This window comes from Lederbergia lenta NBRC 16444, assembly GCF_001591545.1.
GTDB lineage: Bacteria > Bacillota > Bacilli > Bacillales > Bacillaceae_C > Lederbergia > Lederbergia lenta.
This window is the reverse complement of the sequence record NZ_BCVC01000011.1, coordinates 1-20,899: the sequence shown is the minus strand read 5'-3', so window position 1 is coordinate 20,899 and position 20,899 is coordinate 1. Positions and strand designations below refer to the sequence as shown.

At 37.1% G+C, this 20,899-nt stretch carries 22 protein-coding genes and 8 tRNA genes; 9 read left to right on the top strand and 21 right to left on the bottom strand.

What is annotated here, in order from left to right:
* Positions 1-109 precede the first annotated feature (109 nt).
* A complete protein-coding gene (locus BLE01S_RS18510; protein ID WP_066145901.1) occupies positions 110-655 on the bottom strand; it encodes an NADPH-dependent FMN reductase in 546 nt (181 codons plus the stop codon).
* Between the two features lie 174 nt (positions 656-829).
* Between BLE01S_RS18510 and BLE01S_RS18505 the strand changes: the two genes are divergently transcribed.
* The 3 genes from BLE01S_RS18505 to BLE01S_RS18495 all read left to right on the top strand — a co-directional run bounded on the left by BLE01S_RS18505 (position 830) and on the right by BLE01S_RS18495 (position 3,290).
* Positions 830-1,555, top strand: a complete 726-nt coding sequence (locus tag BLE01S_RS18505; RefSeq protein WP_066145900.1) for an ABC transporter ATP-binding protein — start codon at positions 830-832, stop codon at positions 1,553-1,555.
* Positions 1,552-2,580: an ABC transporter permease gene (locus BLE01S_RS18500; RefSeq protein ID WP_066145897.1), complete on the top strand. Its 1,029-nt coding sequence runs from the start codon at positions 1,552-1,554 to the stop codon at positions 2,578-2,580. Before BLE01S_RS18505 ends, BLE01S_RS18500 begins: the two co-directional genes overlap by 4 nt.
* A gap of 62 nt (positions 2,581-2,642) precedes the next feature.
* A complete protein-coding gene (locus BLE01S_RS18495; RefSeq protein WP_066145894.1) occupies positions 2,643-3,290 on the top strand; it encodes a TetR/AcrR family transcriptional regulator in 648 nt (215 codons plus the stop codon).
* Positions 3,291-3,474: 184 nt separating this feature from the next.
* On the opposite strand, the gene BLE01S_RS18490 is transcribed toward BLE01S_RS18495, so the two are convergent.
* Both BLE01S_RS18490 and BLE01S_RS18485 read right to left on the bottom strand, forming a co-directional pair.
* A complete protein-coding gene (locus BLE01S_RS18490) occupies positions 3,475-3,765 on the bottom strand; it encodes a DUF1905 domain-containing protein (RefSeq protein WP_066145891.1) in 291 nt (96 codons plus the stop codon).
* Between the two features lie 97 nt (positions 3,766-3,862).
* A complete protein-coding gene (locus BLE01S_RS18485) occupies positions 3,863-4,504 on the bottom strand; it encodes a DedA family protein (RefSeq protein WP_066145889.1) in 642 nt (213 codons plus the stop codon).
* 269 nt (positions 4,505-4,773) lie between these two features.
* On the opposite strand from BLE01S_RS18485, the gene BLE01S_RS18480 reads away from it, so the two are divergent.
* Positions 4,774-5,253 carry an SRPBCC family protein gene (locus BLE01S_RS18480; RefSeq protein WP_066145886.1) on the top strand — a complete coding sequence of 160 codons (480 nt, stop codon included), beginning with the start codon at positions 4,774-4,776 and terminating at the stop codon, positions 5,251-5,253.
* Positions 5,254-5,362: 109 nt separating this feature from the next.
* Positions 5,363-5,557 carry a hypothetical protein gene (locus BLE01S_RS18475; protein ID WP_066145883.1) on the top strand — a complete coding sequence of 65 codons (195 nt, stop codon included), beginning with the start codon at positions 5,363-5,365 and terminating at the stop codon, positions 5,555-5,557.
* A gap of 79 nt (positions 5,558-5,636) precedes the next feature.
* Here the strand turns inward: BLE01S_RS18475 and BLE01S_RS18470 are convergent, their stop codons facing one another.
* Positions 5,637-6,092, bottom strand: coding sequence for an SRPBCC family protein (locus BLE01S_RS18470; RefSeq protein WP_066145880.1), 456 nt, complete (start codon positions 6,090-6,092; stop codon positions 5,637-5,639).
* A gap of 194 nt (positions 6,093-6,286) precedes the next feature.
* Entirely contained in the window at positions 6,287-7,522 is a 1,236-nt protein-coding gene (gene fabF, locus BLE01S_RS18465; protein ID WP_066145878.1) for a beta-ketoacyl-ACP synthase II, read from the bottom strand.
* A 186-nt stretch (positions 7,523-7,708) separates the two neighbouring features.
* On the opposite strand from fabF, the gene BLE01S_RS18460 reads away from it, so the two are divergent.
* Positions 7,709-8,938 (top strand): CynX/NimT family MFS transporter, encoded by a 1,230-nt coding sequence (locus tag BLE01S_RS18460; RefSeq protein WP_066145875.1) that lies wholly within the window; start codon positions 7,709-7,711, stop codon positions 8,936-8,938.
* Between the two features lie 370 nt (positions 8,939-9,308).
* A complete protein-coding gene (locus BLE01S_RS18455) occupies positions 9,309-10,874 on the top strand; it encodes a Vga family ABC-F type ribosomal protection protein (protein WP_066145872.1) in 1,566 nt (521 codons plus the stop codon).
* 54 nt (positions 10,875-10,928) lie between these two features.
* Here the strand turns inward: BLE01S_RS18455 and BLE01S_RS18450 are convergent, their stop codons facing one another.
* The gene (locus BLE01S_RS18450; RefSeq protein ID WP_066145869.1) at positions 10,929-11,675 is read right to left on the bottom strand and encodes an ABC transporter permease; all 747 of its coding nucleotides are present in this window, start codon (positions 11,673-11,675) and stop codon (positions 10,929-10,931) included.
* Positions 11,672-12,403 carry an ABC transporter ATP-binding protein gene (locus BLE01S_RS18445; protein WP_066145866.1) on the bottom strand — a complete coding sequence of 244 codons (732 nt, stop codon included), beginning with the start codon at positions 12,401-12,403 and terminating at the stop codon, positions 11,672-11,674. The genes BLE01S_RS18450 and BLE01S_RS18445 overlap by 4 nt, the downstream gene beginning before the upstream one ends.
* Before the next feature lie 225 nt (positions 12,404-12,628).
* Here BLE01S_RS18445 and BLE01S_RS18440 point away from each other — a divergent pair, with 225 nt between their 5' ends.
* The gene (locus tag BLE01S_RS18440; protein ID WP_066145862.1) at positions 12,629-13,450 is read left to right on the top strand and encodes a flagellin N-terminal helical domain-containing protein; all 822 of its coding nucleotides are present in this window, start codon (positions 12,629-12,631) and stop codon (positions 13,448-13,450) included.
* 55 nt (positions 13,451-13,505) lie between these two features.
* Here the strand turns inward: BLE01S_RS18440 and glmM are convergent, their stop codons facing one another.
* The 5 genes from glmM to sigW form a co-directional block, all read right to left on the bottom strand.
* A complete protein-coding gene (glmM, locus tag BLE01S_RS18435) occupies positions 13,506-14,858 on the bottom strand; it encodes a phosphoglucosamine mutase (RefSeq protein WP_066145859.1) in 1,353 nt (450 codons plus the stop codon).
* 35 nt (positions 14,859-14,893) lie between these two features.
* Positions 14,894-16,132, bottom strand: a complete 1,239-nt coding sequence (locus tag BLE01S_RS18430; RefSeq protein ID WP_066145856.1) for a CdaR family protein — start codon at positions 16,130-16,132, stop codon at positions 14,894-14,896.
* Positions 16,125-16,955 carry a diadenylate cyclase CdaA gene (gene cdaA / locus BLE01S_RS18425; protein ID WP_066145853.1) on the bottom strand — a complete coding sequence of 277 codons (831 nt, stop codon included), beginning with the start codon at positions 16,953-16,955 and terminating at the stop codon, positions 16,125-16,127. Before cdaA ends, BLE01S_RS18430 begins: the two co-directional genes overlap by 8 nt.
* Positions 16,956-17,185: 230 nt before the next feature.
* A complete protein-coding gene (locus tag BLE01S_RS18420) occupies positions 17,186-17,806 on the bottom strand; it encodes an anti-sigma factor family protein (RefSeq protein WP_082788821.1) in 621 nt (206 codons plus the stop codon).
* A 17-nt stretch (positions 17,807-17,823) separates the two neighbouring features.
* Positions 17,824-18,387 (bottom strand): RNA polymerase sigma factor SigW, encoded by a 564-nt coding sequence (sigW, locus tag BLE01S_RS18415; RefSeq protein WP_066145851.1) that lies wholly within the window; start codon positions 18,385-18,387, stop codon positions 17,824-17,826.
* A gap of 335 nt (positions 18,388-18,722) precedes the next feature.
* Here sigW and BLE01S_RS20610 point away from each other — a divergent pair, with 335 nt between their 5' ends.
* Complete coding sequence (locus BLE01S_RS20610; RefSeq protein ID WP_082788820.1) at positions 18,723-18,890, top strand: aspartyl-phosphate phosphatase Spo0E family protein; 168 nt, start codon at positions 18,723-18,725, stop codon at positions 18,888-18,890.
* 29 nt (positions 18,891-18,919) lie between these two features.
* Here the strand turns inward: BLE01S_RS20610 and rocF are convergent, their stop codons facing one another.
* From rocF to BLE01S_RS18370, 9 genes are all read right to left on the bottom strand, one after another.
* The gene (gene rocF, locus BLE01S_RS18410; RefSeq protein ID WP_066145848.1) at positions 18,920-19,819 is read right to left on the bottom strand and encodes an arginase; all 900 of its coding nucleotides are present in this window, start codon (positions 19,817-19,819) and stop codon (positions 18,920-18,922) included.
* Between the two features lie 314 nt (positions 19,820-20,133).
* A tRNA-Lys gene (locus tag BLE01S_RS18405) sits at positions 20,134-20,206 on the bottom strand.
* 2 nt (positions 20,207-20,208) lie between these two features.
* Positions 20,209-20,283, bottom strand: a tRNA-Gln gene (locus BLE01S_RS18400).
* A gap of 64 nt (positions 20,284-20,347) precedes the next feature.
* Positions 20,348-20,432, bottom strand: a tRNA-Tyr gene (locus BLE01S_RS18395).
* 24 nt (positions 20,433-20,456) lie between these two features.
* Positions 20,457-20,532: transfer RNA gene (locus BLE01S_RS18390), tRNA-Thr, on the bottom strand.
* A 15-nt stretch (positions 20,533-20,547) separates the two neighbouring features.
* Positions 20,548-20,620: transfer RNA gene (locus tag BLE01S_RS18385), tRNA-Val, on the bottom strand.
* A gap of 19 nt (positions 20,621-20,639) precedes the next feature.
* A tRNA-Glu gene (locus BLE01S_RS18380) sits at positions 20,640-20,714 on the bottom strand.
* 22 nt (positions 20,715-20,736) lie between these two features.
* Positions 20,737-20,812, bottom strand: a tRNA-Thr gene (locus BLE01S_RS18375).
* A gap of 3 nt (positions 20,813-20,815) precedes the next feature.
* Positions 20,816-20,890, bottom strand: a tRNA-Asn gene (locus BLE01S_RS18370).
* Positions 20,891-20,899 lie beyond the last annotated feature (9 nt).

Here is a 20,899-nt window from a genome sequence, read left to right as displayed (position 1 = left end):
ATATTTGCTATCAATGATGAGCTGACTGAAATTACTGTGAAGTAAGGCTATGTGAAAAGATTTTAAACAAAAAATAAAGCACACAGATATGCTGCATGCTTTCATATAATCATTTATTATTATTTTGAATCCAATCCATAAATTTTTCCATAACTGTATCCAAAAATTCGATAGTAGGTTCGTGAATTAGGTCCCCAGATTCATCAATCTTTTCATGAACTGATCCGATAAATACCTCATTACCTGGTAATGTAAGTGCTGATACTCCCGGCGCGTTCAAGATTTGCCGAAGTTGCATTTGCGCACGTACTGTTCCTAATGCTCCACCACTCCCACCAACAATCATTACTGGCTTGTTATGCATTACTTTGTCTACCCTGGAAAACCAGTCAATTGCATTTTTCAACACACCGGGAATTGAATGATTATATTCAGGTGTTACAATTAACATCCCGTCACTAGCAGCAATTTTACTTTTAATATCTTTTACAATGTCAGGAGGCATAAGTTCATTATCTTGATTATACATAGGAATCTCTTCAATCGGCAGAATTGCGATCTCCACTCTATTTTTAAAATGCTCCTTCATAAAGGAAGCAAGCTTTTTATTATAAGAGTCTTCCCGTATACTACCAACAATTGCAACGATCTTCATTAACTTCACCTCATCTTTTATTTTAACAATATTCTTTTATATTAAGCCAATCAGAGTATATATCCAAGTATTACTCTCGCGTTAAGATAACATTGAGTCACTACTTTACAGATTATAGCATAGGCTTTATTATAATAGTGAGTGATTACTCACTATTGTAAAGGGGTGAATTAAATGAAAAAAACTTGCGTATCTATTCGGCATGTCTCAAAGAACTTCGGTAAACATGCAGTATTAGAAGATATTAACTTGGAAATTAACAAAGGTGAAATATTTGGACTTCTCGGACCATCAGGTGCTGGAAAAACTACATTAGTAAAGCAGTTATCTGGACTAGATACCCCTACATCGGGTGAAAATTTTATTTTCCAAGAAAAAATGCCAACATTAAGTCTCATAAACAAAATTGGATATATGGCTCAATCTGATGCCTTATATGAAGAACTGTCCGCCAAGGAAAATCTACAATTTTTCTCTACTTTATATGGACTAAAGGGTGTGAAACAATCTCGAAGAATAAAAGAAGTAATGGAGCTCGTCCAACTTTCAAATCATCTTACTAAGTTAGTCTCTAACTACTCTGGTGGCATGAAAAGAAGACTTTCACTGGCAATTGCACTTCTTCACGAGCCTGAGATGTTGATTCTAGATGAGCCTACAGTTGGCATCGATCCCGTTTTAAGAAAAGGCATTTGGGATGCCTTTTATGAATTAAAGAAAAAAGGGACGACCCTAATTGTGACTACTCATGTCATGGATGAAGCGGATAAATGTGACCGATTAGCCCTTATGCGTGAAGGACGACTTATTGCAGTAGGAACTCCAAATGAACTTAAGACAAAAACAAATACTGATTCAATTGAAGAAGCCTTTCTTATCTATGGAGGTGCTCACTCATGAGAGTTATTGCTTTAGTTATAAGAATCCTACGCCAAATCGTGCGAGATAAACGCACAATGGGATTGCTTATATTCGCTCCCATCCTTGTCTTAACAATGATGCATTTAGTATTTAATGGCGATGATTACGTTCCGAAAATTGGATTAGTCAATATCTCAGAAGTAATTACGGATCAGATAAGCTTCGAGAATGCAATAATTTCAGAATACAGCAATGTAAACGAGGCAAAAAAAGACTTAGCTAATCAGGACCTAGATGGCTATCTTATGTTTGAAAAACAGACTCCAGCTATTTTTCTTGAAGGTAGCGATCCAGCTGTAAATGGGTCTGTACTGCAATGGTTGCAAACTTCTTTACCAGCGGGCCAAATAAATGATTCTAACGCTAATTTGAAAATTGACTATTTACATGGTTCTAGCAAATTAGGACAATTTGATTACTTCGGACCTGTGTTGCTTGGATTCTTTGTCTTCTTCTTTGTATTTCTTATCGCTGGCGTTTCATTTTTACGCGAGCGCACAACTGGGACCCTTGAAAGGCTCCTTTCTAGCCCTTTACGAAGGTGGGAAATCGTAATTGGCTATGTACTTGGGTTTGGTATCTTTGCGACGATTCAATCTACAATCATTGCTGCGTATGCCATTTATGTGCTTGGGATGGCCATGGAGGGTGCATTTGCTTATGTCTTACTGATTACCTTACTACTCTCTTTAACAGCTCTCACACTCGGTATTTTATTATCTGCTTTTGCTAATAATGAACTGCAAATGATGCAATTTATTCCAGTTATTGTTATCCCACAGATTTTCTTTTCTGGATTATTTAATTTAGAAACCATCTCTAAATGGCTGAGTTGGATCGGACCATTCACTCCTTTATTTTATGCTGCTGATGCATTAAGGAATGTCATGGTAAGAGGATATGGGTGGGGAGATATCTATATAGATATCCTTGCTTTAATCGGCTTCTCTATTTTATTTATGACATTAAATATCTTGGCACTCCGGAAGTATAGAAAGATATAAAAGGAATGCTATTGCATCATGTATTAATATTAATTAGTATATAAGGCATAAAGGAGATTCAAATGTCTAAACAAGAACTGAACTTAAAAGAATTATTCATCCAAGAAGATGGCTTAACAGAAAAGCAAAAGAACATTTTAGCCGCTGCAACTGAAGCATTTGCCGAGAAAGGGTTCGCTGCTACTTCAACAAGTGAAATTGCAAAAAAAGCTGGAGTAGCGGAAGGAACGATTTTCAGACATTATAAAACGAAGAAAGATCTACTATTGTCGATCGTTTCTCCAATGATGGTAAAGTTAATGGCCCCTATTATCATGAAGGATTTAAATAAAGTATTAGATCACCGTTATGAAAAATTCGAGGATTTTTTACGGGCAATGCTTGAAAATCGTGCAAAGTTTCTTCAAGAAAATTTGCCAATCATTCGTATTTTAATCCAAGAGATTCCTTTTCATGCTGAGTTAAAAGAACAGTTTATTGAGCATATTGGCATTAGAGTCTTAACACGCTTTAAGGAAATCATTGAATATTACCAAGCCAAGGAACAAATCATTGATCTGCCTAGCGAGACGGTAATTCGATTAACGGCTTCAACAGCTCTTGGTCTTTTCGCAACCAAGTATGTCATTGCTCCCGAGGATGGTTGGGATGAATGTGTAGAAGTGGAAAGAACGATACAATTTTTAATGTGTGGATTATCTCCTAGGTAAATCTTTGATCTCTTTTCCGCATTAAAATGGGCTATTCACTTTATTTTCTATCAAGTGAATGGCCTTTTCTAATCTTCTTTGCTTTGTCTCTGCACTCTTAGCATTTGCCTTATGTCAGCTGTAAGACAAGCTATTATAATAATGATAAGCAACTTAACTTTGGTTTAAAATGATAGCAAACTCTTCAGGTAAATCTACCCCTAGGCTCGGTATCGCGATACATCCTTCCCTTTATTCTGTCACCTGGTTGTTTACCAATTGCTTGTCGAACTCGCTGGACTACTCCAATACAATGATATTCTAATCCCATGTTCGCGAGCGAGCCTCTATACTCATAGTCTTTAAAGCAGACCTTCACTTTCACTTGGCCTTTCGTTCCAAATTCAGTTTCTATAAAATAAGGAAATTCAATATTTGCTGCATTCATTCCATCAAGTTTCTGTATGATTGCTTCAAATTCATAGGTCTTTCTCATCAACCTTCCCCTTCTATCCACTATAATATAATAGAAAAATAGACATCTCTTTAAATAAAGATGTCTATTTTAATCTAAGCATAGGAGTCTCTTAGTGTTACTTCGCTAAACGACTTTTGATAAAACCAATCAAAGCAGGTAGAACAGATAAAAAGATAATCAATAATAGGACGGTCGAAAAGTTATTTTTAATAATTGGTATATTCCCAAAGAAATAGCCTGCCATCGTACATAATCCAACCCAAAGAGCGGCTCCGACTACATTATAAATAATAAAATAACGGTAATTCATTCGGCTAGCTCCTGCCACAAACGGGGCAAATGTACGAATAAACGGCATAAAGCGAGCAATAATAATGGTTTTACCACCATGTTTGTTAAAGAAATCCTCTGCCTTTTTCATTTTCTCTTGGTTTATCACTTTTCCTAACCAACTATTTGGTGGAATCGATGTCCCTACTTTTTTTCCGATATGATAATTTACCGTATCACCGAGAACAGCAGCAACAAAGAAAACTATGACAAGAAGTCCAATATTAAACGCGTCTAATGCCGCTAAAGTACCACTAGCAAATAATAATGAATCACCCGGTAAAAAAGGGAAAATAACAATACCCGTTTCAACAAAAACAATTAAAAATAAAATGACATAAGACCAAACATCAAATATTTGGATAATCTCTACCAAATGTTCATCTATATGCAAAATAAAACTAATTAAATTTTGAATAAATGTCATACTCGTACTCCCTATCATCAAATTAATACTACCTATTATTATACCATTTGCGCTACTATTGCATTTCGCTCTATTATAACCGATTGTGAGAAGTTCGGTACAAATTACTTATAAATGACACGGAGACGTCACATTGCCTGCACTACTAATGAGCATTATTACTGACACTTTAGCTTCTATAATAAAGACGCTTTAGTAACATTAGTCTGCATCATCATGTATGATAGAAAACACATTTTATAGTTATTAATAAAAGAGGAGGATCATAAATGATAGCTGAATTAAAGCAGGTAAACAATGGGTATATCGCTACATTTGAACGCCCTTTAGATCACTCAGTTGGCCAAGTATGGGCGATGTTAACAGATAATGAGAAGCTAAAAGAATGGTTTTCTGAGCTCCTAATCGAGGATCTTCGCGAAGGAGGAGTGATTAAGTTCGATATGCAGGATGGAACGTTTGAAGAGATGAAGATTCTCGAGCTTAAAATGGAGTCCGTTTTAGAGTTTACATGGGACAAAGATGCTGTTCGCTTTGAGTTGTACCCGAAGCAGGTAGGATGCCTTCTCGTATTGAAAGAGAAAATGAACACAATGACAGATCATACCCCAAGGGATCTTGCTGGCTGGCATGTATGCCTTGATGTTATCCAAGCATTACTCGCTGGCAAGTCAATAGAAGATCGAAAGGCGGATTGGGAAAAGTGGTATCCGAAATATGTGCAAGTAATCAAGGAAGTCACTGCATAATAGTTAATGCGAAAGAAAGAGTGCTATTTTCTAGGACTTAGTACTCTTTTTCTATTCAGTCATGAAATTTTCACCTTAAACATACATTTTACTCTGGGAGTGGTAAATTATGAATCTAGAAAAGGAATTTATGACACGCTTTTTAGTATACCCGATTGCATTTTTACTTTCGGTAACGATACTTTGTACTATCCATAATAATTGGGAAGATCTCGAAATGACGTTAAAGATTATTCTCGCCTATTATATTTTTATGTCTGTATGGTTTTACTTCGATTTAAAACAGATAAATAAAAAAGACTAACTATTTTTCTTCACATCAATAAACGAGCTTTCTTTTAAGACAATCCGACCACAATTAGCTACTCTTTTTGATAATGAAGCTAATTTATATCTTCTGCTATCTTTTTTAGTTCTTTTGCTCGAGAGATGATAAACTCTCTCATATATTTCTCCAAGAACAACTTGTCAGCCATAATGCCAATAAAGCCAAAAGGGGAAGTGTAATCAAATGTATCAATCATTAATGTGCCGGATTCCTTTTCCACAAATTGATGGGTATGAATGAAAGAACTGAAAGCCCCCTTGAGCATAATATCTACAAACATATTAGGCTTTTCCATTTGGATTACTTTGGCAGTTAACCTTTGTTTTACACCAAAATGAACGGCTTCCCAGGTCACGGTATCTCCTTCCTCTAATAGCCCATTTGACACCCCACCGACAATTATTTCTTTTGTATTTGACGTAGTTTTAGTATGAATATTTACATTTCTCGCAAGGTCAAAACAGACATTTACAGACGCGCGAATAAATTGCTCATGTCTTATAATTGGCATAGACTTTCTCCCTTTTATAAAATTACCGTTATTACATATAAAGATATTTGCTTATTCTTCGTTTGTACCACTAGGATTCCTTCTAGCCATGGAAAGATCCCATAACAGTAGGCTGCATCTTTTTTATAAGGAAACGTAAAATCATTTGAAGCTCCACCCTAAGACAGCAGGGGGAGCTTCTTAAATCTTTTCAATTAATTTTCAAACTTTTTAAATGCTAAGACCGCATTATGTCCCCCAAAACCGAAACCATTTGAGACTGCATATTTTATTTCTGTTTTTACCGCTTCATTCGGAACATAATCAAGGTCACATTCTTCATCGGGGTTTTCATAATTAATCGTTGGCGGTGCTATATTCTCCATTACACCTTTTAGTGTGATGATGGCCTCAATTCCACCGGCTGCTCCAAAATGATGTCCCGTCATTGATTTTGTTGAACTTACTTTTAATTTATAGGCATGATCACCGAAAACACTTTTGATTGCTTTTGTTTCGGATTTATCCCCTTCAGGTGTGCTAGTACCGTGTGCATTGATATAATCTACATCTTTAGGATTAATCCCTCCCATATCTAGAGCTAGCTTCATCGCTCTTGCAGCTCCTTCATAATCAGGAGAAGTAATATGATATGCGTCAGTCGTTGAGCCATAACCAACTATTTCACCTAAAATCGTTGCTCCTCTTTGCTTAGCATGCTCATACTCTTCAAGTAGCAAAACACCGGATCCTTCTGACATAACAAAGCCATCACGTTCACGGTCAAAAGGGCGACTAGCCTGTTCTGGATAATCATTTCGTGTAGACATAGCTCTCATTCTCGAAAAGCCAGCGAATGATAATGGGTTAATCGTTGCCTCCGCACCCCCAGCTAGAATGCCGTCGGAGTATCCATGTTTAATATTCAAATATGCTTCACCGATAGCATGATTCCCCGTTGCACAAGCTGAAACTGGGGAAAAGCTTGGACCTTTAAATCCTGTTTTTATCGCAATAATCCCAGTTGCCATATTACTAATCATCATTGGAACCATGAATGGTGATACCCTTCTACTACCTCTTTCTAACAAAAGCTTATGATTTTCTAATGTAGTGTCTATTCCCCCAATACCAGAACCAACATAAACACCAAATCGTTCCTTATTCATATTTTCTAAATCCAATTGCGCTTGATCTAGTGCTTGTTTAGCAGCAGCATAAGCATATTGTACAAATAAATCGTATTTCCCTAATTCTTTTTTATCGAAGTATTCTTCCGCAGGAAAGTCATCAATATAACCACCTATTTTGGTATTAATGTCTTTATAATCTTCTGACTCGATTTTTTTAATACCTGATTTTCCTGCCCGAATATTATTCCAAAATGTACCTACTTCATTTCCTAATGGCGAAATTACTCCATATCCTGTTATAACAACTCGACGGCTCATATGAAAAACTCCTTTATACTCATCATCAGTTCTATTTTCCATTTTTTCACGTTAATAGGCAAGTGTCAATTTTCCTTGAATCTTGCAGGAATTTAGCTTCTCTAATTTTTACAATAAACAATTGAAATGGTACGCTTAATAAGGAAATATGTTCATTTTTACTACTAATTTTTCGGAGGCATTATCGTGGCTGTTCAACAATCGGTACCTACAAGTAAAAAAATAAAATTCTCACGTCATTATTGGTTGCTAATTATAGGGATTGTTTTTATTGCTTCAACCCTTCGGTCACCTTTAACCTCTGTTGGTCCATTAATTTCCTCGATTAGAGCTTCCTTGGATGTTTCAAATGTGCTAGCAGGCTTTCTAACGACCATTCCATTACTCGCCTTTGCACTCATTTCTCCCTTTGCTCCGAAATTAGCTCGGCGCTTTGGTTTAGAAAAAACTTTATTCGCTTCCCTTTGTTTATTAACTTTAGGGATTGTTATTCGCTCATTAGGTACGACTCCATACCTACTGATAGGAACTTTTCTATTAGGTCTTTCCATTGCATTTGGGAATGTTCTCTTACCAGGATTAATCAAGTTGAACTTCCCTCTTCATATTGGCTTATTAACGGGTGTCTATTCTGTATCGATGAATTTATCTGGTGCAGTAGCTGCCGGTATTAGTGTTCCGCTTGCAAGTGGAGTGCGATTTGGTTGGGAAGGTGCGTTAGGTTGCTGGGCGCTTCTATCATTGATTGCCGCTATTATTTGGCTACCACAGTTAAAAGGGAAAAAACGAGCAAATGTATCAACTATCCCAGCTCAAAAACAGCAATCCCTTGATTTATGGCGTTCTCCATTAGCATGGAATATTACGCTATTTATGGGATTACAATCATTGATATTTTATACTACTTCGGCTTGGTTACCTGAAGTATTAAAAGTACAGGGCGTTCATGCAGGACAGGCCGGTTGGATGTTGTCTCTAATGCAATTTGCTCAATTGCCGATGACATTTATCATTCCAGTTATTGCAGGACAATTAAAAGATCAACGAATACTGGTTTTATTAACTTCGGCTTTTTTCCTCATAGGTTTTGGAGGTATTCTTATTGGTGAGGTTTCACTCATTCCATTGTGGATGATTCTACTTGGAATAGCAGGCGGCTCTGCTTTTGGGTTAGCAATGATGTTCTTCACACTTCGCACGAATACATCACATGAAGCAGCGGAATTATCTGGTATGGCACAGTCATTCGGATACACACTTGCGGCGATTGGCCCAGTATTATTTGGTTTCTTACATGATGTGACAGCGAGCTGGTCGATTCCACTATCACTCTTTTTTATCGCTACCATCGCATTATTTATTTCCGGTATGCGTGCAGGCAAAAAGGAATTCATTGTTTCACCTGAAGGGCAATAACAACACTTTATACGATTAGATCCTAAATGAAAGGTATATTTCCTTCCATTTCAAAAAACGGTTAAGATTCAATGGACATATGATTTGAAATAGTTTATACTATCCCTAACTTAAAACGGAAGGGTGACCCAATTACATGAAGTACTAATCCTATTTTTTGAAAACAGTCGATTGAATGCATGTTGTTTAGCAGATTTATTTATCTGCCTAATTCAGTATGTCTTCAGCGGTTTTTTCAGAATAGGATAGGTTTTTCATGGTTGGGCAAAAGGGAGTAGTCTCTTTTTTGCTGTACACCTGTGCCTCCTATTCTGAATGATGGATAGGAGGCATTTTTGTCTCCATAATATGATTAGATGGGGATGATTGTATGATTTTATTAGAAGCGAATCATTTAAAGCTCTATGTAAAGGATCGTTTATTAATTGATACAGAGCATTTATGTATTCAAAGTAGAGATCGTATTGGTCTCGTCGGAAGCAATGGCAGTGGAAAAACAACTCTATTAGAGCTATTAGCTAGCAAGAAACAGCCAAGTACAGGAACAGTCGTTTCTTATGTAGACTGCGAACTCCTACCACAGTTGAAGCATACAAATACGACAAAAAGTGGTGGAGAAGTTACACAGGACTATATTAATCGGGCAATATCGAAAAAGCCCGAGATTTTACTTGCCGATGAACCTACGACGAATCTTGATACATTGCATATTGAAAAACTAGAAAAACAACTATTAAGACTGCAAGGAGCTATCGTTATTGTATCCCATGACCGCGCCTTTTTAGATTCCCTATGTACAACGATATGGGAAATAAATGATGGGAAGGTAACAGAGTATAAAGGGAATTATTCAGCTTATGTCGCACAAAAGGATGCAGAGCGCAGGCAACATGAAAATGCTTATGAACAATATGAAAAAAAGAAAAAACAACTGGAAGATGCCCTCATATTAAAAGAACAAAAGGCAGAGCGAGCTACAAAAACACCGAAAAAAGTGAGTCCATCAGAAGCAAGAATTACAGGTGCTAAACCGTATTTTGCAAATAAACAAAAGAAACTTCGAAAAGCAGCAAAAGCAATTGAAACAAGGTTAGAGAAACTAGAAGAAGTGGAAAAGGTAAAAGAATTACCTGCAGTAAAGATGAAGCTACCAAACGAGGAAACATTTAAAGGACGAATCGTTTTACGAGTAAAAGAACTACCTGGAATAATTGACAAAAGAATCCTTTGGAATGATGCAAACTTCGAGATAAGAGGTGGAGATAAACTAGCCATTATTGGTCAAAATGGTAGTGGAAAAACAACCCTCCTGAAGAAGATAATGAATGAAGAGCATGGTGTAAATATCTCTCCTTCAATGAAGATAGGCTATTTTAGTCAAAATTTAGATGTATTAAATATAAATCAATCCATTCTTGATAATGTTCGCTCCACTTCCAATCAAGAGGAGGGCTTTATTCGTACCGTTCTAGCAAGACTACATTTCTTTAGAGAGGATGTTTATAAAAAAGTTGGCGTCTTAAGTGGAGGCGAACGAGTAAAGGTAGCCTTTGCTAAATTGTTTGTAAGTGAAATCAACACATTGGTTTTAGATGAACCTACAAATTTTCTTGATATTGAGGCAGTCGAAGCACTTGAAGGTCTATTAAAAGACTATGAAGGCACCATATTACTTGTTTCTCATGATCGTCGTTTTATTCAATCGATAGCCACAAAAATTTTAGAGATCAAGAAGCAAGTAATTTACCTATTTGATGGCACTTACGATGAGTACATCCATTATGTACCACCCATAAACAGAGATGTGAACGAAGACGAGCGTCTTCTATTAGAAAACAAGATCACTGCTGTTTTGGGGCAACTCAGTATTGAACCCTCAAAAGAACTTGAAATGGAGTTTCAAAAGCTTTTAGCTAAAAAGCGGGCAATGGATTAGATTTGCTTGTTTAGGGATTGGATTTAACCAATCCCTAATGATGTTTTCATGCTCTTATTTTAAAAGTTGCATGCGCTCATTAAATAAACTCGGATACGATAAAAAACCAAGCATCACACTTGTAACCGCAGCATTTGTTAAAATAAGAAAAACAATTAATAACTGAAATTGTACTGCTTGGATTGGATCGGCACCCGCAATAATTTGACCACTCATCATCCCCGGTAATTGTACCAGACCAATTGTTTTTTGACTCTCGACCGTCGGAATCATACTTGCTTTAATCGATTGGATTAACTGTGTATGTATCGCTTGTTTCGGTGTTCCACCAAGTGACAATATTAATTCTGTTTCATCCTGATGTGCTTCTACTTCTGCTGTGAAACGATTAAGAAAAAGAATGGACAATACCATTGAATTTCCGATAACCATCCCGCTAATTGAAATAATATATTGAGCAGTCGGTGGTGTTATGTGAAAGCCTATTAAAATACCTTGCGTCAATATCTCAATAACTATGAAAGTAAGAGCAACCTTCCAAGTGATTCCTTTAATAGCTTGGCCCTTTTTACGCACATTGTGCGTCGCGGTACCAATCATCAGTATTACCATTAAAAAGATATAAATCAGATTGTCTGCTTCGAACACAAATTTAAGTATATAACCGACAGCCAAAAGTTGAATGATTGATCGCATCGTTGCAATAATTGTATCCTTTTCCAATCCTAGTCTTAATGTTTTTGATAGGATGAACGGTATAATAACAAATATAAGGGTAATTGATAAGGCCGCAAAACTCATTCAATTCCCCCCTCTACAAAGCGTTTTACTTGTTCGGTTGTAGGTGAAGTAAGAAGCGAACTTTCTCCTGTTTCTATCACTTGACCGTTCATCATCACCCAAGTATAGTCTCCTATCGATAAAGCTTGCTGCAAATTATGTGTAATCCAGATCATTGATACTTCATATTTCCGATTAATTTTTACTATTAACTCCTCCACTTCTTTTAATGAGGATTTATCTAAGGAAGAAGTAATTTCATCTAATAATAAAATGTGCGGACGATTAACAAGTGTTCGGGCAATAGATACCTTTTGCCGTTGCCCTCCTGATAAGTCTTTGACTTTTCTATGTAAAAACTGCCTATCCAAACCGACATCTTCCAAAAATCCTATCGCCTCTTTTTCCGCCAACCTTTCTCCTTGTAATTCTAAAGGCAATGCAAGATTATTAAATACAGTTCCACTGATCATCGGGGCATTTTGTAGGGCTATTCCTACATTGCGCCGTAATTCAATTGGATTATATTCACTCACTTTAGTATTATTTATATAAATTTCACCCTCAGTAGGAGAATTCAATCCATTACATAATTTAAGTAATGTTGTTTTTCCAGCTCCTGAAGGACCAACTAAAGTGGTAATCTTACCTATCGGGAACGATCCTGTAATACTTTTTAATATATGGGTACCATCAACAGAATAATGAACTTCCTTAAAATGGATGGCTGGTTTATAATTGATCGACACGAATAACACTTCCTTATTATAATGATGAAAGTATTGACTTGAAGACTGGATTCACAAAGCTTAGCTTGTTTCCCCTGCTCACTATACTATATCAACTATTCGACTATCCTAATAACTTTTACCAAATGTAGCGATGATAGCTTTTCATTACTATCCTTGCTTCTTATCTTCATTTATCGTCTACAATACCGATATATACACTAAAGCTATAATGGAGGAAGTCAGATGCTTGGAATTTGGAATGCCACAGGCTTATCAATTATCAATCAAATGAATCGCCAATCCGCCATCGCACAAAGGTCTATGGAACGTATTTCATCGGGGCTACGTATTAACAGGGCGAGTGACGATCCTGCTGGTCTTGCAATCTCTGAAAAGATGCGGGCTCAAATTCGCGGATTAAACATGGCTGGTAGAAATATTCAAGATGGGATTTCTTTATTGCAAACAGCTGAGGGTGGTTTAAATGAAACACATAGCATTTTGCAACGCATGCGTGAATTAAGTGTTCAAGCAGCAAACGATACGTATACAGATGAAGACCGCAAAGCATTAGCGGTCGAATTTGAAGAATTGAAACAAGAAATTACAAGAATTTCTAAGAATACCGAATTTAATTCATCACCACTTCTTGATGGTTCAAGAAATTCCTTCTCTATTCAAGTAGGGGCGAATGCAGGGCAATTCGTTCAGTTTTCTATTGGTAACATGGGAGCTGAGGCAATCGGAATAAACGATTTGACCATTGCTACGCGTGAAGATGCTAATAATGCTATTGCTGATATGGATAAGGCTATTCAAAAGGTTTCTTCTGAACGGTCTAAAATAGGTGCGTATATGAACAGATTAGAACACACTTATAATAATACGATGACAATGGAAGAAAATCTATTAGCTGCTGAGTCACGGATCAGAGATGCTGATATTGCAAAAGAAATAATGAATTTAACAAAAGCAAACATATTGATGCAAGCCAATCAATATGTCATGAGTATGCATATACAGCAAGTTCAATCTGTATTGTATTTATTAAAATTTAATTCATAAAAAAATAAGCATAAGAGCCACAATTAAGCAGCCCTTATGCTCATTATTTCGTTGCTTAAATACCATCTAAACCCATTTCCGTTCGTACCACTGTTGCGATCCGTTCTACATAATCCTCACATAGTTCCTCAGTTGAGGCTTCGCACATAACACGAACCAAAGGCTCGGTTCCCGAAGGACGAACAAGTATCCTTCCATTACCATTCATTTCCGCTTCTACGCGTTCGATAATTTCTTTGACCTTTTCATTATCAGTTACATGATGCTTATCTGTAACTTTAATATTAACTAGTCTCTGGGGATACTTTTTCATTCCCTTCGCAAGCTCTGATAGTGGCTTTCCTGTCATCTTCATAATATTAACAAGTTGTAACCCCGTTAAAAGACCATCACCTGTTGTATTATAATCTAGAAAAATAATATGACCAGATTGCTCACCACCAAGGTTAAATCCGTTATTCTTCATTTCTTCTACCACGTAACGGTCACCAACAGCAGTTTGGACACTATTAATTCCAAGTTCTTCTAACGCCTTATAATAACCAAGATTACTCATAATAGTAGATACAACAGTAGATTGTTTTAAGCGACCTTCCTCTTTCAGATGCTGGCCACAAATATAGAGAATTTGATCCCCATCGATAATATTACCAAGCTCATCTATTGCAATTAAACGATCACCATCGCCATCAAACGCAAGACCAACATCAGCATCTTTCTCTTTTACAAGGGCTGCTAATGCTTCTGGATGAGTGGATCCAACACCTTCGTTAATATTTAAACCATTTGGTGATGACCCCATCGTCGAAATATCTGCATCAAGATCTGCAAATAAATGAGTCGCTAAAGACGATGTTGCTCCATGGGCACAATCAAGTGCTACATGAATACCAGAGAATTCCTCATCAACCGTCTGCTTTAAGAACTGAAGATATTTTTGCCCACCTTCGAAATAGTCACTTACCAATCCTAAATCTGCTCCTACAGGACGTGGCAAAGTATCTTCATCTAAATCAAGAAGATCCTCTATTTCCTTTTCTTGTTCATCGGAAAGCTTAAATCCATCGGGGCCAAAAAATTTAATGCCGTTATCAGAGACTGGATTATGTGAAGCAGAAATCATCACTCCTGCTTGAGCCCCTAACACTTTTGTCAAATATGAAACTCCCGGCGTAGAAATAACACCAAGACGCATTACCTCGGCTCCTATGGAAAGTAACCCTGATACTAATGCTCCCTCTAGCATATGTCCGGAAATACGGGTATCACGACCGATGAGAACCTTGGGACGCTCCGCATCTTTTGTCAAAACGTATCCACCGAATCGTCCTAATTTAAAAGCCAGTTCTGGTGTTAGTTCCGCGTTTGCTACCCCTCTTACTCCATCAGTTCCAAAATATTTACCCATTCTATCTATCGCTCCTTCTTCGAACAATGTCTTTTTTAGACATTTTCCTTTTCAGTTAATATTACTTTGACCTTTTTCGTAGATAATTCATATTCTAAACCCTCGGGTCCTTCAACCATTAAATCCACTTCATGTTCTCCTGCAGATAGACCTTCCAATTGTAAAAAGACTTGGATATTACTATTTGAGGCCTTTTTTACATCTTCGGTTTCACCACTAACTTTAAGTGAAACTGCGCCATCAGCAGGAGTCAATAACTCTATATCAAATTTTGGATCGAGCCCCTTATTTTTCAAAGGAATATCATTTATAGTCGTTTCTTCCATTTTTTTTGCTGTGGTAATTTCTACTTTAATTTTATCCGGTGTAATTCTATTTACTCCCTCTGGATATTTTATGGGTACTTCCATTTCTGTGTCCTCACGAATATTACTTACATCAACAGAAATTTCTATTTCATTTAAATCCTGGAGTACTTCTGTCCTGCCGAAAACCATTATCTCTGGTGTATTAGTACTTACCGTTTTAATGACAATATCCTCAGGCGGAGTTCCGGTTTCTTTTATTTTCAGCGATATGTTTTTCCTTGGATTTTTCACCGGAATTGTAACAGATACAGAAGGTGGTTCAATTATGACATCAAGCTTGTTCAAATCGCGATCAAGTACAGTCACATTTGCTCCCCTCTTAATCGTGTCATTAATTAATCCACTCGCATCAATCGTTGCTTTTACATACGTGATTTTTTCTATTGTATCTTTTGCCGCAGTTATTTTAACTGTTTTCGGCTCTACTTCCGGAGGGTCCGCTTCGAATCCTTCAGCTAATATACTTCGATTAAATTCTGCTTCGACCCGAAATTCTTCGGTTACTTTTTCTTGTAAAGAAATATCAGCATAAACTGGATCAATATTGGTAACTAATTTATCAGAGATATCTTTATACTTAATCGGTACACGATGTTTACCTAATTCTACATCAGATAAATCAATGTAAACACTGAAATCTCTTTGTCTTTTTGTCGCTTCAACAAATCTGCGTTGGCCTTTAATATTTACATTAACTGTTTTAGGTGCTCCTGTAACAACTAGGTTTTCTGAATCATAGATTAATTCAACCGGCACATCAACAATTGTGTCTGTATGATTCGTTTCCATATCATTTGGCGTCGTACCGGATGATTTCCCCAGATCATTAGCAGAAACGAATAATAATAAAGTTAATAATAAAGCGACAATACGAATAAACCAGGGATTCTCCATAAAATTATCCATTTTTAGGTTTCCCCCTTCTTTTCCATCGTGTTGACGAAGCTGGGTTAGCCTTATTATCATTAATCAGTTCTTTTGTTAGCAATTGATGGAATTTTTCCTTTGATAATTCCCTATGCAATTCCCCATTTTGTGCAACAGAAACATTGCCTGTTTCTTCAGAGACGATAATAGTTAAACTATCTGTTACCTCACTTATTCCAAGTGCAGCTCGATGTCTCGTGCCTAACTCCTTGGAGATAAATGGACTTTCAGACAATGGTAAGTAACAGGCCGCTGCCGCAATTTGCATTTTTTGAATAATAACGGCTCCATCATGGAGCGGTGTATTAGGGATAAATATGTTAATTAACAATTCTGGCGTTAGTTTGGACGCTAACGGGATACCAGTTTCAATATAATCTCCCATTCCGGTTTCCCTTTCTAACGAGATCAGTGCTCCGATTCTCCGTTTCGCCATATAATTAACAGCTTCAGCAATAGAATCGACCATTTGCTTTCTTTCTTCATCTTCATTAATTCCACTTCTTAAAAAGATCTTACCTCTTCCTACTTGCTCAAGGGTGCGCCGTAATTCAGGTTGAAATATGATAATGATAGCTAGAAATCCCCAATCAATTACTCTTTCCATTATCCAATTTAACGTATTTAAATGGAGGAAATCGCTAAACATCCAAATAATAATGATAACAAAAATGCCCTTTAATAGCTGTACGGCTTTCGTGCCGCGAATAACCATGATAAGTTTATATATGACATACCAAACGAGGAGTATATCCACAATGCGGGACAAATAGTCCATGATGGTAAAGTCTGCAAACGGCATATTCTTTCCCCCATCTATTTTTTCAACTAAAGATTTCAGCTTAAGTTTATTGTGACTTCAAATAACCTATTTATTATAACATAACCCTCCCGTTATCCGCTATTAGCAAGAAATAAAGCAAACTAAGTGCTTTATCCTTATGATAAAGCCATATATTTTACACTTCATAAAAAAAAGACTCGACAAGGATGGTCTACTATCGACCATCTTTATGAATCTCTCCTGACTCTCTATTCTTCCTCAAAAAGGTTAGTTACCTTTTTAACACCTATTTTCATTTTATACCATATCCATTCAAACATTTCATCAATTTCTTCTATGTCTCCAGTCACATTCCCGGCCGATGCCATATACTGTTCACCATTAATTATGGTCACATTTCCATTAACTATTCCTTCCACTCTCAAGTTTCCATTTTTCACTGTAATATTACCGTCTATCACTTCGCCTTTAGGAACAATTACTGTGCTATTTTCGACTACAAGATTCTCTTGCTTGGTGACAGAAAATTTCTGATCATCATTCCATATACCAAATACACTTCCAGCCATTAGAATTAAAAATAATGAAGCGGCTGCAAGGAATGGGTGGTGACGAAACCATCGTTTCACACCTACGCTATTCTTTTCTTTCGGTAATCTTGCCATGACATTTGCTGTAAAGCCATCAGATACTTGTATATGAGAAGTGCTTTTAATATAAGTTATCGTTTTTTTCAGTTCATGGAAATGTGTTTGGCAAGAAGAACAATTTTGTAAGTGTTCTTTTAAAACTTGCTCATCTTCCCGAGACAAATCACCATCTAAATATTCTTGCATATAGAGAACGATCTCTTCAGGACATGCCTTCAATTTCCTTCCCACCTTTTCTAAAAATTATGCAGCTGTTTACGTAGAGCTTCCCGTCCTCTATGGACACGAGTCTTCACTGTTCCTAGTGGGATTTCTAATATCTCACTAATTTCATTTAGCGATAGTTCATCCATATATCTCAATACGATTACTGTTCTATATTTATCTGGCAATCGTAAGATCTCCCTCTGAACAATCTCTTGTAATTCCATTGTTTCCACTTCTTTATCTGGAGATTTACCTTCAGCTGCAATTTTGGAATACATTGTTAAGCCGTCCGTACCCGAAACCTCTGCATCTAGAAAATAATCAGGCTTCTTTTTCCTAATTCGATCAATGCAAAGATTTGTAGCAATTCGATAAATCCATGTGGAAAACTTTCTATTTAGATTGAAACTATGAATATTAACATATGCCCTAACAAACGCTTCTTGTGCGATATCTTCAGCCTCATGCCGGTTCCCCAACATCCGGTAACTTAGTTGAAATAATCTATCTTTATATAATTCCACAATATCACCGAAGGCTTCTTGATCGCCCTTCAACACCTGCTTTATTCTTTCGTTAACAATCGCATCCATTTCCTTTTCTACCTCCCGCTCTATGCGGTTATCCATCTATACGTATGTAAACAAAAAAGGTTTCAAAATTAAATACAAAAGAGGCTTGCCATCTGATGACAAGCAGAAACCCTCAATAAAAAGGCTTCCTTACCTTTTTAAAGGAATTAATTTGTTATTCAGGACTCTCACATTTGGCTTTAATACCTCATTTTTATTAGCGCAGCACTTTTACTTACGTGGTGCAGCAAAAAAGGCTCACCATTCTATCTTAACAAATTTTTACTGTAAATGGTTTACTTTTTCAAAAGAAAGGCTATACAATAATAAATTGATAAGAAAGGGGATCCAAAAATATGAGTAAAGAAGATCTATTATTGAAAATCGAAAAAAATAGACAGGAAATGGTTGAGCTGGGTTTGGCTTTCTCATTTATAGACGAAAGAGTGATTAGGATTAGTGATCACCTAGACAAGCTCTTAAACATGTACCAAGCATTGACAATTGATATAAAGAGGCAGTAGTTCTAAGCGTAATGAACTGCTGCCTTAAGTCATATTAGTTTTTCTCCGAATAGCGAACCCATTAACGCTACTGCAACTTCCGCTGTTTTATTTCTTTCATCCAAAATCGGATTCACTTCAACAAATTCCGCTGAGGTTATTAATCCTGATTCAGCAAACATTTCCATAGCTAAGTGACTTTCTCTATAACTAATCCCACCTAATACTGGTGTTCCAACTCCTGGAGCATCGTGGGGATCTAAACTATCTAAGTCAAGTGACAAATGAATGCCATCTGTCCGTTCTTTTAAATACATTACCGTTTCCTCTATCACCTTTGTCATTCCCAAACGGTCAATTTCATGCATTGTATATATTTTAATATTCTTTTCTCTAATAAGTGCCTTTTCTCCCTGGTCGAGATCTCGTGCACCAATAATTACTACGTTTTCTGGCTTTATTTTTGGACTATAGCTACCAATATTAGTAAGATGAGGATGACCAAGGCCTAAACTTACAGCAAGGGGCATACCATGGATATTTCCAGATGGAGAAGTTTCCTTTGTATTTAAATCACCATGTGCATCATACCAGATGACACCAAGATTATCATAATGCTTTGCTATCCCGGCTATAGTACCGATAGCAATACTATGGTCGCCACCTAAAACAAGAGGAAAATTTCCTTTTTTAATTACTTTATCTACTAGATCTGAAAGGATTGTATTTACTTCGATAATTGCTTGTAAATTTCTTAATGGATGGGTATCATCTATCATCCCGTTATTTCTTTTTATAGTTATATCGCCTAAATCTTCCACTTCATAAAATAATTTTTCCATACGTTTGGTAACATCGGCGTATCGTATAGCACTTGGCCCCATGTCCACCCCTCTACGCATTTGTCCTAAATCCATCGGCACTCCCAATATTGACATTTTTTTATTCATTTGAAACTCCCCCTCCCATATAATAGTGTATATGTATTAGAAGGAATGACTCAAGTCCACAATTTTATGAATATATATACAAGTCTATCTGCTTGAAAAAAATATTTGGAACCAATTATTAATCTAATCAGAAGAAGTTTCCCATAACAGCTACGTCCTGTACAGCGAAATTGGACGAAGAGCTCTCTTTTGAAAGTAGATCACAAATAACCTACTTTTTACTTTATCGTTTCCCAAAACAACAAAAAGCCTCGTTCAACTAATGAACGAGGCCTTAATGTAGGGATTGATAGTTACTCATACAGTTTTTTAAATGAGCCATGCAGGATTCGAACCTGCGACCCTCTGATTAAAAGTCAGATGCTCTACCAACTGAGCTAATGGCTCAATGGCTGGGCTAGCTGGATTCGAACCAACGAATGACGGAGTCAAAGTCCGTTGCCTTACCGCTTGGCTATAGCCCATAGATGAAATGAAATATAATATGTATACTTTCCTTTAATCAAATAAATATACATGTAATATAAATGGTGGTGGGGGACGGATTCGAACCGCCGAACCCCGAGGGAGCGGATTTACAGTCCGCCGCGTTTAGCCACTTCGCTACCCCACCTATGAAAATAGGCAAATAAAAAAATGGTGCCGGCCAGAGGACTTGAACCCCCAACCTACTGATTACAAGTCAGTTGCTCTACCAATTGAGCTAGGCCGGCCAAACAACATAAGAATGGAGGATGACGGGATCGAACCGCCGACCCTCTGCTTGTAAGGCAGATGCTCTCCCAGCTGAGCTAATCCTCCATGTTAACTAAAATCGTAGTGGTGACCCCTACGGGATTCGAACCCGTGTTACCGCCGTGAAAGGGCGGTGTCTTAACCGCTTGACCAAGGGGCCGTTGTATATAGTAAAAGGTTCCTGGAGCTTCCAACCGGAATCGAACCGGTGACCTCTTCCTTACCATGGAAGCACTCTACCGACTGAGCTATGGAAGCATATGGCTCCGCAGGTAGGATTCGAACCTACGACCGATCGGTTAACAGCCGATAGCTCTACCACTGAGCTACTGCGGAATAACTTAA

What these genes read in the sequence shown, in the direction of transcription:
- BLE01S_RS18510 (WP_066145901.1), bottom strand. Translation starts at nt 655, where the DNA reads ATGAAGATCGTTGCAATTGTTGGTAGTATACGGGAAGACTCTTATAAT.
- BLE01S_RS18505 (WP_066145900.1), top strand. Translation starts at nt 830, where the DNA reads ATGAAAAAAACTTGCGTATCTATTCGGCATGTCTCAAAGAACTTCGGT.
- BLE01S_RS18500 (WP_066145897.1), top strand. Translation starts at nt 1,552, where the DNA reads ATGAGAGTTATTGCTTTAGTTATAAGAATCCTACGCCAAATCGTGCGA.
- BLE01S_RS18495 (WP_066145894.1), top strand. Translation starts at nt 2,643, where the DNA reads ATGTCTAAACAAGAACTGAACTTAAAAGAATTATTCATCCAAGAAGAT.
- BLE01S_RS18490 (WP_066145891.1), bottom strand. Translation starts at nt 3,765, where the DNA reads ATGAGAAAGACCTATGAATTTGAAGCAATCATACAGAAACTTGATGGA.
- BLE01S_RS18485 (WP_066145889.1), bottom strand. Translation starts at nt 4,504, where the DNA reads ATGACATTTATTCAAAATTTAATTAGTTTTATTTTGCATATAGATGAA.
- BLE01S_RS18480 (WP_066145886.1), top strand. Translation starts at nt 4,774, where the DNA reads ATGATAGCTGAATTAAAGCAGGTAAACAATGGGTATATCGCTACATTT.
- BLE01S_RS18475 (WP_066145883.1), top strand. Translation starts at nt 5,363, where the DNA reads ATGAATCTAGAAAAGGAATTTATGACACGCTTTTTAGTATACCCGATT.
- BLE01S_RS18470 (WP_066145880.1), bottom strand. Translation starts at nt 6,092, where the DNA reads ATGCCAATTATAAGACATGAGCAATTTATTCGCGCGTCTGTAAATGTC.
- fabF (WP_066145878.1), bottom strand. Translation starts at nt 7,522, where the DNA reads ATGAGCCGTCGAGTTGTTATAACAGGATATGGAGTAATTTCGCCATTA.
- BLE01S_RS18455 (WP_066145872.1), top strand. Translation starts at nt 9,309, where the DNA reads ATGATTTTATTAGAAGCGAATCATTTAAAGCTCTATGTAAAGGATCGT.
- BLE01S_RS18450 (WP_066145869.1), bottom strand. Translation starts at nt 11,675, where the DNA reads ATGAGTTTTGCGGCCTTATCAATTACCCTTATATTTGTTATTATACCG.
- BLE01S_RS18440 (WP_066145862.1), top strand. Translation starts at nt 12,629, where the DNA reads ATGCTTGGAATTTGGAATGCCACAGGCTTATCAATTATCAATCAAATG.
- glmM (WP_066145859.1), bottom strand. Translation starts at nt 14,858, where the DNA reads ATGGGTAAATATTTTGGAACTGATGGAGTAAGAGGGGTAGCAAACGCG.
- BLE01S_RS18430 (WP_066145856.1), bottom strand. Translation starts at nt 16,132, where the DNA reads ATGGATAATTTTATGGAGAATCCCTGGTTTATTCGTATTGTCGCTTTA.
- cdaA (WP_066145853.1), bottom strand. Translation starts at nt 16,955, where the DNA reads ATGCCGTTTGCAGACTTTACCATCATGGACTATTTGTCCCGCATTGTG.
- sigW (WP_066145851.1), bottom strand. Translation starts at nt 18,387, where the DNA reads ATGGATGCGATTGTTAACGAAAGAATAAAGCAGGTGTTGAAGGGCGAT.
- BLE01S_RS20610 (WP_082788820.1), top strand. Translation starts at nt 18,723, where the DNA reads ATGAGTAAAGAAGATCTATTATTGAAAATCGAAAAAAATAGACAGGAA.
- rocF (WP_066145848.1), bottom strand. Translation starts at nt 19,819, where the DNA reads ATGAATAAAAAAATGTCAATATTGGGAGTGCCGATGGATTTAGGACAA.